This is a genomic window from Streptomyces sp. TSRI0107 (assembly GCF_001905845.1).
GTDB lineage: Bacteria > Actinomycetota > Actinomycetes > Streptomycetales > Streptomycetaceae > Streptomyces.
Genome location: NZ_LIVZ01000017.1, coordinates 93,264 through 105,609, shown reverse-complemented (window position 1 = coordinate 105,609; position 12,346 = coordinate 93,264). Strand labels below are relative to the sequence as shown.

General features: G+C 73.3%; 13 protein-coding genes. 8 read left to right on the top strand and 5 right to left on the bottom strand.

What is annotated here, in order from left to right; genetic code table 11:
- The first annotated feature begins 227 nt into the window (after nt 1-227).
- The 5 genes from AMK31_RS35675 to AMK31_RS35655 all read left to right on the top strand — a co-directional run bounded on the left by AMK31_RS35675 (nt 228) and on the right by AMK31_RS35655 (nt 5,257).
- On the top strand, nt 228-1,529 hold the full coding sequence (locus tag AMK31_RS35675) for a sensor histidine kinase (protein WP_073944903.1): 1,302 nt from the start codon (nt 228-230) through the stop codon (nt 1,527-1,529).
- Nucleotides 1,529-2,161 carry a response regulator transcription factor gene (locus AMK31_RS35670; RefSeq protein ID WP_073944902.1) on the top strand — a complete coding sequence of 211 codons (633 nt, stop codon included), beginning with the start codon at nt 1,529-1,531 and terminating at the stop codon, nt 2,159-2,161. Before AMK31_RS35675 ends, AMK31_RS35670 begins: the two co-directional genes overlap by 1 nt.
- A 222-nt stretch (nt 2,162-2,383) precedes the next feature.
- Nucleotides 2,384-3,865, top strand: coding sequence for a DUF2252 domain-containing protein (locus AMK31_RS35665; protein WP_073944901.1), 1,482 nt, complete (start codon nt 2,384-2,386; stop codon nt 3,863-3,865).
- 165 nt (nt 3,866-4,030) lie between these two features.
- Nucleotides 4,031-4,864 carry a hypothetical protein gene (locus AMK31_RS35660; protein ID WP_073944900.1) on the top strand — a complete coding sequence of 278 codons (834 nt, stop codon included), beginning with the start codon at nt 4,031-4,033 and terminating at the stop codon, nt 4,862-4,864.
- 63 nt (nt 4,865-4,927) lie between these two features.
- The gene (locus AMK31_RS35655; protein ID WP_073944899.1) at nt 4,928-5,257 is read left to right on the top strand and encodes a rhodanese-like domain-containing protein; all 330 of its coding nucleotides are present in this window, start codon (nt 4,928-4,930) and stop codon (nt 5,255-5,257) included.
- Nucleotides 5,258-5,530: 273 nt separating this feature from the next.
- Here the strand turns inward: AMK31_RS35655 and AMK31_RS35650 are convergent, their stop codons facing one another.
- Genes AMK31_RS35650 through paaA form a run of 5 tightly spaced genes read right to left on the bottom strand, consistent with a single transcriptional unit; the run spans nt 5,531 to nt 9,135 of the window.
- A complete protein-coding gene (locus AMK31_RS35650; RefSeq protein WP_073944898.1) occupies nt 5,531-6,595 on the bottom strand; it encodes a 2Fe-2S iron-sulfur cluster-binding protein in 1,065 nt (354 codons plus the stop codon).
- Nucleotides 6,595-7,125, bottom strand: coding sequence for a 1,2-phenylacetyl-CoA epoxidase subunit PaaD (paaD, locus tag AMK31_RS35645; RefSeq protein ID WP_073944897.1), 531 nt, complete (start codon nt 7,123-7,125; stop codon nt 6,595-6,597). The genes AMK31_RS35650 and paaD overlap by 1 nt, the downstream gene beginning before the upstream one ends.
- On the bottom strand, nt 7,119-7,838 hold the full coding sequence (gene paaC, locus AMK31_RS35640) for a 1,2-phenylacetyl-CoA epoxidase subunit PaaC (RefSeq protein WP_073944896.1): 720 nt from the start codon (nt 7,836-7,838) through the stop codon (nt 7,119-7,121). Before paaC ends, paaD begins: the two co-directional genes overlap by 7 nt.
- Entirely contained in the window at nt 7,835-8,122 is a 288-nt protein-coding gene (gene paaB, locus AMK31_RS35635; protein ID WP_073944895.1) for a 1,2-phenylacetyl-CoA epoxidase subunit PaaB, read from the bottom strand. The genes paaC and paaB overlap by 4 nt, the downstream gene beginning before the upstream one ends.
- A complete protein-coding gene (paaA, locus tag AMK31_RS35630) occupies nt 8,119-9,135 on the bottom strand; it encodes a 1,2-phenylacetyl-CoA epoxidase subunit PaaA (protein WP_073944894.1) in 1,017 nt (338 codons plus the stop codon). Before paaA ends, paaB begins: the two co-directional genes overlap by 4 nt.
- 335 nt (nt 9,136-9,470) lie before the next feature.
- Between paaA and AMK31_RS35625 the strand changes: the two genes are divergently transcribed.
- Genes AMK31_RS35625 through AMK31_RS35615 form a run of 3 tightly spaced genes read left to right on the top strand, consistent with a single transcriptional unit; the run spans nt 9,471 to nt 12,297 of the window.
- The gene (locus AMK31_RS35625) at nt 9,471-10,307 is read left to right on the top strand and encodes a DUF5819 family protein (RefSeq protein ID WP_073944893.1); all 837 of its coding nucleotides are present in this window, start codon (nt 9,471-9,473) and stop codon (nt 10,305-10,307) included.
- A complete protein-coding gene (locus AMK31_RS35620) occupies nt 10,304-11,542 on the top strand; it encodes an HTTM domain-containing protein (RefSeq protein ID WP_073944892.1) in 1,239 nt (412 codons plus the stop codon). The genes AMK31_RS35625 and AMK31_RS35620 overlap by 4 nt, the downstream gene beginning before the upstream one ends.
- Nucleotides 11,539-12,297, top strand: a complete 759-nt coding sequence (locus AMK31_RS35615; protein WP_073944891.1) for a TrmH family RNA methyltransferase — start codon at nt 11,539-11,541, stop codon at nt 12,295-12,297. The genes AMK31_RS35620 and AMK31_RS35615 overlap by 4 nt, the downstream gene beginning before the upstream one ends.
- Nucleotides 12,298-12,346: the final 49 nt, after the last annotated feature.

Here is a 12,346-nt window from a genome sequence, read left to right as displayed (position 1 = left end):
GGTTCCCCGGTGGTGTGGGTGATGGCAGTGAGGTCGTGATGTCGGCGAGGACTTGATGACGTCACGAAACCGCGCGGGGCCTGTCGGGCGCAGTGCGGCAGGGGCGAGAAACGGGGTAGGGCCGGCCATACCCCTCGTAGGCCCACTGGACGGATGGAGACGGGGCGGGGGCGGCTTCTACGGTGGCGGGCATGCGTCCACTGGAGTCCCGAAGCGTGTGGCGGGCCATGGCCCGGCCGGGTTTCCCGCTGTCGTCCTGGCCGTGGCGGGCGGCCGGATACCTGGTGAGCGGGGCGGTGTTCGGGGCCGTCGTGCTCGCGGCGCTGGCCGGTCTGGCCGTCACCGGGGGCGTACTGGCCGTCGTCCTGGTGGGGCTGCCGCTGCTCGTCGGGCTGGCGCTGGCCGGGATACCGGTGGCGTGGGTGGAGCGACGGCGGCTGCGGCTGCTCGGCCCGGAGCCGGTACCGGCGTGGCACGGGGAGCCGGCGGCCACCGGGCTGTGGGCGTGGCTGACGACCCGGCTGCGGGAGCGGGCGACCTGGCAGGAACTCGGCTACGCGCTGCTGTTCGCCACGCTGTTGTGGCCGGTCGACGCGCTGCTGGTCTGCGTGGGGCTGCTGATGCCGGCGGGCGTGGTCGCGACGCCGGTGCTGATGGCGACCGTCGGCGACGGGCGGGAGGCGAAGGTGGTCAAGCTGTGGACGGTGACCACCTGGCCGACGGCGTTCGCGGTGGCCGTACTGGGGCTGCTGCTGATGGCCGTGGGCGCGTACGTGCTGGGCGTCGGCGCGGGGGCCCGGGCCGGGCTGGCACGTCTGCTGCTCACCCCGCGGGACGGGGCCGGGGAGGGGGAGCTGGACGCGCGGGTGGTCGAACTGACGCGGTCCCGGGTGCGGTTGGTGGACGCCTTCGAGGCCGAGCGGCGGCGGATCGAGCGGGACCTGCACGACGGCGCCCAACAACGGCTCGTCGCCCTGACGATGACCCTGGGTCTGGCCCGTCTCGACGCCCCGCGCGGACCCCTTGCCGACCAGCTCGCCAAGGCGCACGAGGAGGCGGGGCTGGCGCTGGCGGAGCTGCGGGAACTGATCCACGGGATCCATCCCAAGGTGCTCGCCGACTACGGGCTGCAGGCCGCGGTCGCCGACGCCGCGGACCGGTCGGTGGTGCCGGTCGACGTGGCGGTGGAGTTGCCGGGGAGGCTGCCGCAGGCGGTGGAGGCCGCCGGGTACTTCGTGGTGTGCGAGGCGTTGGCCAACGTCGCCAAGCACAGCGAGGCGGACCGGGCGCGGGTGCGCGGCGGGCACACGGCGGGACGGCTGTGGCTCGAGGTCCGGGACGACGGGCGGGGCGGCGCGCGGGCACCCGGAGACGGTTCCGGGGGCGGCAGCGGGCTCACCGGGCTCGCGGACCGGGTGTCGGTGCTCGATGGCAGACTCGTGCTGTCCAGTCCGCCCGGTGGGCCGACCCTGTTGCGTGTGGAGATCCCTTGCGAACCGATCGAGGCGACGACCGGTCCCTGCGGGTAGTGCTGGCCGAGGACAGCGTGCTGCTGCGGGAAGGTCTGGCCGGGCTGCTCACCCGGTTCGGGCACGAGGTGGTGGCGGCCGTCGGGGACGCGGAGGCACTGGTCGACGCGGTCGGCGAGCACGCGCCGGACATCGTCGTGACGGACGTCCGGATGCCGCCCGGCTTCCAGGACGAGGGACTGCACGCCGCCGTCCGGCTGCGCGCGACACGGCCCGGACTGCCGGTGCTGGTGCTCAGCCAGTACGTGCAACGGACCTACGCCGCCGACCTGTTGGACTCCGGCGACGGTACGGGCGTCGGCTATCTGCTGAAGGACCGGGTCGGGCAGGTCGAGGAGTTCGTCGACGCGCTGGCCGAGGTCGCGGCGGGCGGCACGGTCGTCGACCCGGAGGTCGTACGCCAGTTGCTGCGCCGGCGCCGCGACCCGCTGGAGCGGCTGAGCCCCCGCGAGCGGGAGGTGCTGGCACTGGTCGCGCAGGGCAAGTCGAACGGCGCCATCGCCCGGGAGCTGGTGGTCTCCGAGGCGGCGGTCGGCAAGCACATCGGCAGCATCCTGGCCAAGCTGGATCTGCCGCCGGCGGAGGAGACGCATCGGCGGGTGCTGGCGGTGCTGGCGTTTCTTCGGGGGTGAGGGCCGGAGGGGCGGAGGGGCGGAGGGGCTGCGCGGGTCTGCCGGGGGCTGCGCCGGTCTGCCGGGGGGCCGTCTGGGGCTGCTGGGTGCTGTTTGGGGCTACCGGGTTTTCCACAACCGCGGAGTTGTCCACAGGGGCTGACGCGGTGGCGTCGGGCGGCTGTACGGTCGGCACGAAATGAGTCGGGGGCGGGTGCCGTGAGGACAGGGGAGGCGGTCGGAGTGACCGAAGTCGGTGCGGAGGCGCGGGGCGACGCGCAGGCCGGCGGCGAGTCCGGAGCGGGGTCCGGAGCGGGGGCCGGCACGGGATCCGCTGGGGGACGGCGGCTGCCCCGGGTGCCGGGATTCGCCGAGTGGCCCGCGCAGGGCTCGCCCAAGGACGAGGGGAAGGCGCTGCGGCAGCGGGTGCCGCGGCGCGCCCATGCCGCACTCGAACTCGACGGCTCCCGCCCCGACGCGGTCACCGCGGTCGAGGAGTCCAGCCGTGACCGCATACCCGAGCTGGCGCCGCTCCGGGTCGGCCGGATGGCGGCCACGCCGTTCGCCTTCCTGCGCGGCTCGGCGGGACTCATGGCGTACGACCTCGCCCGGACACCCGTGACCGGGATCGGCGCCCAGATATGCGGCGACGCGCACGCGGCGAACTTCGGCCTCTACGGCGACGCGCGCGGCGGCCTGGTCATCGACCTCAACGACTTCGACGAGACCGTGTACGGCCCCTGGGAGTGGGACCTGAAGCGGCTCGCCGCCTCGCTGGTGCTGGCGGGCCGGGAGGCGGGCGCCGACGAGGAAACCTGCCGCGCGGCCGCCCACGACGCGGTGGGCGCCTACCGGCGCACCATGCGGCTGCTGGCGAAACTGCCCGTGCTGGACGCGTGGAACGCCATCGCGGACGAGGAGCTGGTCTCCCACACCGACGCCCATGATCTGCTCGGCACTCTGGAGCGGGTCTCCGAGAAGGCGCGGGCCAACACCAGCGGACGGTTCGCGGCGAAGTCCACCGAGTCGACGCTGGACGGCGGACGCCGGTTCGTGGACGCGCCACCCGTGCTGCGCCGGGTCCGGGACGAGGAGGCGGCGGCGGTCGCGGCGGCACTGGAGGAGTACGCGGCGACGCTGTCCGAGGACCGCCTGCCGCTGCTGGCCCGGCACGCGGTGCACGACGTGGCGTTCCGCGTGGTGGGCACCGGCAGCGTGGGAACCCGCTCGTACGTCGTCCTCCTCCTGGACCACCGCGGGGAGCCGCTGGTGCTCCAGGTCAAGGAGGCGCGGTCGTCGGCGCTGGTGCCGCACCTGGTGACCGCCGGGTTCCAGGCACCGCCGGCGGAGCACGAGGGCCGCCGGGTCGTCCTCGGGCAGAAGCGCATGCAGGTCGTCAGCGACATCCTGCTGGGCTGGACGACGGTCGACGGGCGCCCCTTCCAGGTCCGCCAGTTCCGCAACCGCAAGGGCAGCGTCGACCCCGCCGCCCTCGCCGCCGACCAGGTCGACGACTACGCCCGCATGACCGGCGCCCTCCTCGCCCGCGCCCACTCGCACAGCGCCGACCCACGGCTGATCGCCGGGTACTGCGGCAAGAACGAGGAACTGGACGAGTCGATTGCCGCGTTCGCCGTCGCCTACGCCGACCGCACGGAGGCGGACCACGCGGCGCTGGTGGCGGGCGTGCGGGCGGGGAGGGTTGCCGCGGAGATGGGGGCCTGAGGCTTCTGGGGGAGAGGGAGGGGGAGGGGAACGGGGCGAGGGAGGGAGGGGGGAGGGGGAGGAGGGGGGCGGGGCCCCCACCCCGAAGGCGGCCACGTCGAACGTGGGCCGGGCCCGCATCAGCCGAGGGCGCCACCCCCGGAAGCCGTGGCCTACGCTGGTCGGGTGACCACCCCGGAAGCTGAGCAGCCCGAGTCCGTGTCCGATGGTGCCGAGTCGCGGCCCGAGGAACGGTTGGAGCGGGCCGTGCGGGCGGCTGAGCAGGCGCTGATCGAGTTCGAGATCGCGGTGGAGACCTTCCGCGTGGAGGTGGAGAACTTCTCGCGGCTGCACCATCAGCGGCTCGGCCCGATGTACGCCCGCCTGGAGGAGCTGGACGCGTGCATAGCCGAGGCCAAGGCGGCCCGTACCGGCGATCCCGAGGATCTGCGGATCGCGCAGGAGCTGCGGGCCCGGGTGCTGCCGATGCCGTCCGTGGAGGAGCTGTTCCACGGCTGGATGGACGGCGACGGCCTGTTCGAGGAGGCCACCGCGATGCTCACGGACCAGCCGGTGCGGCCGCCGCAGCGGGTGCGGCCCAGCGACGAGGCCCGCAGGCTCTACCGGGAGCTGGCCCGCAAGGCGCACCCGGACCTTGCGCAGGAGGAGGGCGAGCGGACCCGGCGTGAGGAGTTCATCACCCGGGTGAACGCCGCCTACGCCCGCGGCGACGAGGCGCTGCTGCGGGAGCTGGCCGACGAGTGGGCGGCCGGCCCGGTGCCGGCGGAGCGGCGCCCGAGCCGCGCCGAGGAGCTGTACGCCCGGCTGGAGTGGCTGGCCCAGCGCAAGGAGCTGCTGACGGTGGTGGCCCGGGAGCTGGAGGACGGCGCGATCGGGGGGATGCTGCGGCTGGCGCCGGACGATCCCGACCGGCTTCTCGACGAGATCGCCGAGCAGCTGCTGGCCGAGGTCGCCAAGCGCGAGGCGGAGCTGGCGGCGTTGCAGGCGCAGGGCGGCTGAGTCGCCGCTCCTGGGGCGGCGGCCGAGTCGGGTAGCGTCGGAAGCATGAATTTCGGAGCTGGGGTGCCCACGGTTCAGGTCACCGACCTGAAGGACGACGACTTCCTGCTGGACGTCCGCGAGCACGACGAGTGGCAGGCGGGTCACGCCGAGCGGGCGCTGCACATTCCCATCAGCGAGTTCGTCGCGCGCTACGGCGAGCTGACCGAGGCGGCGCCGCAGGACGGCCGTATCCATGTCATCTGCCGCTCGGGTGGGCGTTCGGCGCAGGTCACCATGTATCTCGCCCAGCAGGGCATCGACGCCGTGAACGTCGACGGTGGAATGCAGGCGTGGCAGGCGGTCGGCCGTCCCGTCGTGACGGACGCCGGGCAGCAGGGTCACGTCCTGTAGGCAGGGCAGCCGACCTCTGACCGGGTCAGTGGGTGTGGCCGGGGCCGGGCCCGCGGTCCGGGTTCAGGCGAGCTGGTGTGCCGCCAGCGGTCCTCGCTGAAGGTGAAGTCCACGGCCCTGTCCTCTCGGCGGCTCCGGCAAGCTCACTGCGATCTGACGGAGCGTCAAGATCGAACAAGTTCCAGTAGAAGGAAACGGTCGCGCCGGGCCCGGTGCCACCGTGAGCACCGGGCCCCGGGACCCAGATCCAAACCCGGGCCCCGGGCACGAGGCTCAGCGGTCGAAGTCCAGCTCCACCCGCTCCGTCACCGGATGCGACTGGCACGCCAGCACATAACCCGCCTCCGTCTCCTCCGCCTCCAGGGCGAAGTTGCGGTCCATGCGTACCTCGCCGGAGACCAGGAAGGCCCGGCAGGTGCCGCACACCCCGCCCTTGCAGGCGTAGGGCGCGTCGGGGCGGTTGCGCAGGACCGTCTCCAGCAGCGACTCGCCGGCCTGCACGGGCCAGGTCCCGCCGCGGCCGTCCAGCCGGGCCGTCACCGCGCTGTGCGCGGGGGCCGGGGAGGCCGTCGCGGTGGTCGTACCGGCATCCACGTGGAAGATCTCCTCGTGGATCCGGGCGCGCGGCACCTCCAGGTCGCGCAGGGCGCGCTCCGCGCCCTGCACCAGCCCGTACGGCCCGCACAGGAACCACCCGGTGACCTCCGCGACCGGCAGCAGCGCCGGAAGCAGCCCGGTCAGCCTCTCCCGGTCGAGCCGGCCGGTCGGCAGGCCCGCCTGCTGCTCCTCCCGGGACAGCACGGTGACCAGCTGCAGCCGCTCCGGGTAGCGGTCCTTGAGGTCGGCGACCTCCTCCAGGAACATCGTCGAGGCCGTCGTACGGTCGCTGCGGATCAGACAGAACCGGGCCTCCGGTTCGCGGGCGAGCAGCGTCGAGACGATCGACAGCACGGGTGTGATGCCGCTGCCGCCGACGATGGCCGCGTAGAGGCCGGGTGCGGGGTCGAGGGTGAAGCGGCCCGCGGGGGTCATCACCTCCAGCTCGTCCCCGATGTCGATCTCCTTCAGGGCGTAGGTGGAGAACGCGCCGCCCTCGACCAGCCGCACGCCGACCCGCAGGGTGCGCGGGCCATCGCCGTCCGGGGCGGGGGCCGGGGAGCAGATCGAGTAGGTGCGCCGTATCTCCGTGCCGTCGGCGGTGCGGCGCAGGGCGAGATGCTGTCCGGGCTTGTGCCGGTACTCCTCGCGCAGCTCCGGTGGCACGGTCAGGGTCAGGGCGACGGAGTCGTCGGTGAGCCGGTCGACCGCGGCCACGGGGAGTGTGTGGAAGCGGGCCATCACAACTCCTTGAAGTGGTCGAACGGTTCGCGGCAGGCGAGGCAGCGGCGCAGTGCCTTGCACGCGGTGGAGGAGAAGCGGCTGAGCAGTTCGGTGTCGGCGGAGCCGCAGTGCGGGCAGTGGACGGGGTCCGGCTCGGCCGCGGCGGTACGGGTGGGGCCCAGCCCGACGAGGACGGGTTCGGAGGGTGTCCGCCGGACGCGTGGCGGGGCGATGCCGAACTCGCGCAGCTTGCGGCGGCCCTCGTCCGTGATGTCGTCCGTGGACCAGGCCGGGGTGAGCACCGTGCGGACGGTGACCTCGCGTACGCCCTGCTCGTGCAGTGCCCGCTCTATGTCGAGGGACATGGCCTCGATGGCTGGGCAGCCGGTGTACGTCGGGGTCAGCTCGACCTCGACCGCGTCGGCGCCGCGCACATGCACCGCGCGCAGCACACCCAGCTCCCGGAGGGTCAGCACGGGCAGCTCGGGGTCGGGGACCGAGCCGGCGATCTCCAGGAGTTCCGCCTCCAGCGGGGTGACGGTCACCATGACGCCCCCGGGTGGCTGCGGTGCAGGTGCTGCATCTCGGCGAGCATCCGCCCGAACGACTCGGTGTGCAGGCCCTGCCGGCCGGCACCGGCCGCCCAGGCGCCGGTCCGCGAGCCTTCGGGGACGGTCAGTGTGGCCCGGCGCAGCACGTTCCCGACTTGCTCCAGCCAGGCGGTCTCCATGCCCGCCCAGTCGATGTCGAGGCCTTCCACGGGCTGGAACATCTCGCCGGTGAACCGCCACAGCGCGGTGCAGGCGTGCCGCATCCGCTCGTGGCTGACGTCCGTGCCGTCGCCGAGCCGCAGGGTCCACTGTTCGGCGTGGTCGCGGTGGTAGGCGACCTCCTTGACGGCCTTCGCGGCGAGGTCGGCGAACGGGCCGTCCCCGGTGGCCAGCCGGTCGTAGAGCAGGTGCTGGTAGGTGGAGAAGTACAGCTGGCGGGCGATGGTGTGGGCGAAGTCGCCGTTGGGCTGTTCCACCAGCTGGAGGTTGCGGAAGGCGCGCTCCTCGCGCAGGTACGCCAGCTCGTCCTCGTCGCCGGCCGTCGACAGCAGCACCCGGGCCTGGCCGAGCAGGTCCAGGGCGATGTTGGCGAGGGCGACCTCCTCCTCCAGGACGGGGGCGTGGCCGGCCCATTCGCCGAGCCGGTGGGAGAGCACCAGGGCGTCGTCGCCGAGCGCGAGGGCCGCCGTGGTGGGCACGGTCGTCGTCACAGGTGCTTCACTCCCTCCGGGATCTCGTAGAACGTGGGATGCCGGTACGGCTTGTCGGCGGCGGGTTCGAAGAACGGGTCCTTCTCGTCGGGCGAGGACGCGGTGATCGCCGAGGACGGCACGACCCAGATCGAGACGCCTTCGCCGCGGCGGGTGTACAGGTCGCGGGCGTTGCGCAGGGCGAGTTCCGCGTCCGGCGCGTGCAGGCTCCCGGCGTGGGTGTGGGAGAGTCCGCGCCGGGAGCGGACGAAGACCTCCCACAGCGGCCAGTCGGTGTTCGTCATGCGTGCGTCGCTCCCGTCTCGCTGTGCTTGGCCGCGTAGGCCGCGGCCGCTTCCCTGACCCAGGCGCCCTCGTCGTGGGCCCGCCTGCGCTGGGTCAGCCGCTGTTCGTTGCACGGCCCGTTGCCCTTGAGGACGTCCCAGAACTCCGTCCAGTCGATCGCGCCGAAGTCGTAGTGCCCGCGCTCCTCGTTCCACCGCAGGTCCGGGTCGGGGAGGGTGAGTCCCAGGGACTCGGCCTGCGGGACGCAGATGTCGACGAAACGCTGGCGCAGCTCGTCGTTGGAGTGGCGTTTGATCTTCCAGGCCATCGACTGCGCCGAGTGCTGCGACTCGTCGTCGGGCGGGCCGAACATCATCAGGGACGGCCACCACCAGCGGTCGACGGCGTCCTGCGCCATCGCGTGCTGCTCGGGGGTGCCGCGGCTGAGCGCCAGCAGCAGTTCGTAACCCTGGCGCTGGTGGAAGGACTCCTCCTTGCAGATGCGGACCATCGCGCGGGCGTACGGCCCGTAGGAGCAGCGGCACAGCGGGACCTGGTTGGTGATCGCGGCGCCGTCCACCAGCCAGCCGATGGCGCCCACGTCGGCCCAGGTCAGCGTGGGGTAGTTGAAGATCGACGAGTACTTCTGGCGGCCGGAGTGGAGCTTGTCCAGGAGTTCGTCGCGGCTGGTGCCGAGGGTTTCGGCGGCGCTGTAGAGGTACAGGCCGTGGCCGGCCTCGTCCTGGACCTTGGCCATCAGGATGGCCTTGCGGCGCAGTGAGGGCGCGCGCGTGATCCAGTTGGCCTCCGGCTGCATGCCGATGATCTCGGAGTGGGCGTGCTGGGCGATCTGCCGGACGAGTGTCGCCCGGTAGGCGTCGGGCATCCAGTCGCGCGGTTCGACGCGCTCGTCGGCGGCGACGGCGGCGTCGAAGGCGCGCTCGTAGGCGGCGGTGTCCTGGGCGGTGCCGTCGGCGGTGTGATCGCCGTCCGCCTGGCCGCGGGCGGTGTGCTGCGCGGCTGCTGTCGCCATGAGGTCCCCCTCGACCTGGGCTCCGCGAGGAGCAAGCTCCCGACCGATCGTTCGGTCCGTGCGATTCCATGGTGGGACGGGCGCCGTAAGGTGTCAACCGCTGTGGATAACCTGCGGACGGCCGCCGTGCGGCTGTGGACGACCGTCGGGTCGGCCGAAGGGGCTGTGCCGGGCGGCCCGGCCTGAGTAGCGTTCGCCTTCGGCACCGCTCGGCGGTGCGGGCGGGCGATGACGGCTCCGGACCGGCTCCGTGGCGGGCGGCACGGCGGTGTACGAGGCTTCGCGGACGGGCGGGCGGAGCAGTCGGGCCGGAAGGAATCGGGGAACGGGGCGGAATGGACGCGCACGGCGGAACGGACGCGCACGGCGCAGGGGAGGCGCGCGGGACCGGCGCGGCCGCCCCGGGCGTTCCGGGCGTTCCGGGGCAAGCGGTCGAGGCGGCGAAACCGGCCGGCCCCGCCAGCGCGGCGAAACCGGCCGCTCCCGTCGGCGTGGCGGACCCGGGCGGCCGGATCGCCGACCGCCGTACAGGCGTCGCCGCGCTCTCCCTCACCTGGCAGATCGGCGTGGCACTGGCGCTGGCCGTCGTCGCGGTCGCCGTCTGCGCGCACGTCGGGATGGTCTTCCTGCACGTCGCGCCGTCGAACACGGTGACCAAGGCGCACGGTGACGCGATCGACGACTGGATATACCCGGAGTTCGAACAGAACTGGAAGCTGTTCGCGCCGAACCCGCTCCAGCAGAACATCGCCGTCCAGGTCCGTGCCCAGGTCCGCACCGAGGACGGCGACCTGCGCACCACCGGCTGGTACGACCTGTCCGCCGCGGACGGCCGGGCGATCGACGGCAACCTGCTGCCCAGCCACACCCAGCAGAACGAGCTGCGCCGCGCCTGGGACTTCTACACCGCCACCCACGACGACGACAGCCGGTCCAGCGCCTCGCGGGGCCTGCTCGCCGAGACCTATCTGCGCCGCATCGTCGTGATGCGCCTGGACCGCGCGGACGCGGCCGGTCCCGGCGGTGCCGTCGAACGCGTCCAGATACGCTCCCGTACCGCCAATGTGCGACCGCCGGAGTGGAGCGGGGAACGGATATCGCTGAAGCCGGTGTACCGGGTGCTGCCCTGGTGGTCGGTCCCGGCGGAGGAGACCCGTGGAGGTGTCGGGTGAACCGCCTCGCTCTCGCGCTGTCCGGCGCGATCGCCCGGGTCACCGAGTCCGCTCTCGGCCCGTACCAGACCGCGGTGGTCCGCATCGGCTTCTCCGCGACCTGGCTGCTGTTCCTGCTGCGCGAGTTCCCGCACCGCGCGGAGCTGTATGGCCCCGACGGCCCGTGGAGCAAGCCTCTCGCCGAAGAGCTGGTCGGGCAGAACGGCGCCTTCACCGCGCTGCTGTGGTTCGACGGCCGGGTCTGGTTCGAGATCGGCTACGGGTTCGCCATGCTGTCCAGCCTGCTGCTGATGCTGGGCTGGCGGACCCGGACGATGTCCGTGCTCTTCATGGTGGGCGTGCTGTCGCTGCAGAACCGCAGCGTCTTCATGGGCGACGGCGGCGACAACGTCCTGCACCTGATGAGCGTCTACCTGATCTTCACGCGCTGCGGCCAGGTGTGGTCGCTGGACGCGCGGCGCGCCCGCCTCGCCGCCGCGGCACGCGCGCGTGGGGAGCGGTCCGGCGACGCCACGGGTCCAGCGCTGTGGGCCGTGCTCGGCCTGGCGCTGGCCGCGGTGGCCGCCGCGGGCCGCCTCGACGGCGACCCGATGGTGCCGGTGCTGCTGCTGGCCGTCCTGGTGGCGCAGGCCCTGTGGTGGGCCGTCGGCCGGTACGCGCGGACCGCGCAGCCGCGGATCGCGCTCGATCTGGTCGCGAACATCGTGCACAACGGCGCGCTGCTGGTGATCATGGCCGAGGCCTGTCTGATCTACGCCACGGCCGGCTGGTACAAGATCCAGGGCTCCCGCTGGCAGGACGGCACCGCCGTCTACTACCCGCTGCACCTGGACTCCTTCTCCCCCTGGCCCGCCCTCGCCGACCTGCTCTCCAGCAGCGGCACCCTGGTGATGCTGGTGACGTATGGGACGGTCCTGGTTCAGGTGGCCTTCCCGTTCACGCTGTTCCACCGACGGGTCAAGAACGTCCTGCTCGCCGGCATGATCACCGAGCACGCGGTGATCGCCGTGGTCCTCGGACTGCCGTTCTTCTCGCTGGCCATGATCGCGGCGGACGCCGTCTTCCTGCCGACGTCGTTCCTGCGCCGCCTCGGCGGGTGGGCGCAACGCGCGCGTGGACGGCTGTTCTCCCGCACCGGCCTGTTCTCCCGCTTCTCCCGCGCGGGCCGGGCCTCCGGGCCCGAGCCACGGGTGCCGGAGCCGGGTGCGCCCAGCCACGTAGGCTTCACGGCATGAACGACCTGGCCGGCCCCGCCGACCCCGTGACCGTCTGGCACCGGCTCGTCGGCGGCTGTGTGCTGCTGGACGGCTTCCACGCCCTCAAGCACGCCGTGCGCTTCGACGCCGAGGTGCCGGTCGCGGTCACCACCGACCGGCGGACCGCCCTCGCCCTCGCCGACGAGCTGGCCCCCGACGTCCGGCAGCCGCTGGAGGCGCTGCTCACCGAGGTGCCGGAGACGACATACGCCTCGCTCGTGCCGCGCCCGCACCCCACCGGCGTGGCCGCGCTCGCCGTACGGCCCTCCCGCGCGGCCAACCTCGACCGGCTGGGCGGCGCCGCGCGCACCGCCCCCGTGGTGGTCCTCGACAACCCGCGCAACCTCGGCAACGCGGGCGCCGTGATCCGGCTGGCCGCCGGTTTCGGGGTGACCGGCGTGGTCACCACCGGCACCCTCGACCCCTGGCATCCGACGGTGGTGCGCGGCGGTGCGGGCCTGCACTTCGCGACCGCCGTGGAGCGGCTGACCGTGCCGGAGCTGCCGCCGGGGCCGCTGTTCGCGCTGGACCCGGAGGGCGACGACATCCGCGGCGTGAAGCTCCCGGACGACGCCGTCCTCGCCTTCGGCTCCGAGCGCAGCGGCCTGTCCGCCGAGCTGCGCGCGCGGACCGACCAGCTGCTGGCCCTTCCCATGCGGCCCCAGGTCTCCAGCTACAACCTCGCCACCAGCGTGGCCATGACGCTGTACCACTGGAGCCTCGGAAGCGCGTAGGCCCGCGCGCTCGAACCACGCGCCTTGCGCGCACCGAGGCGCCTCGCGC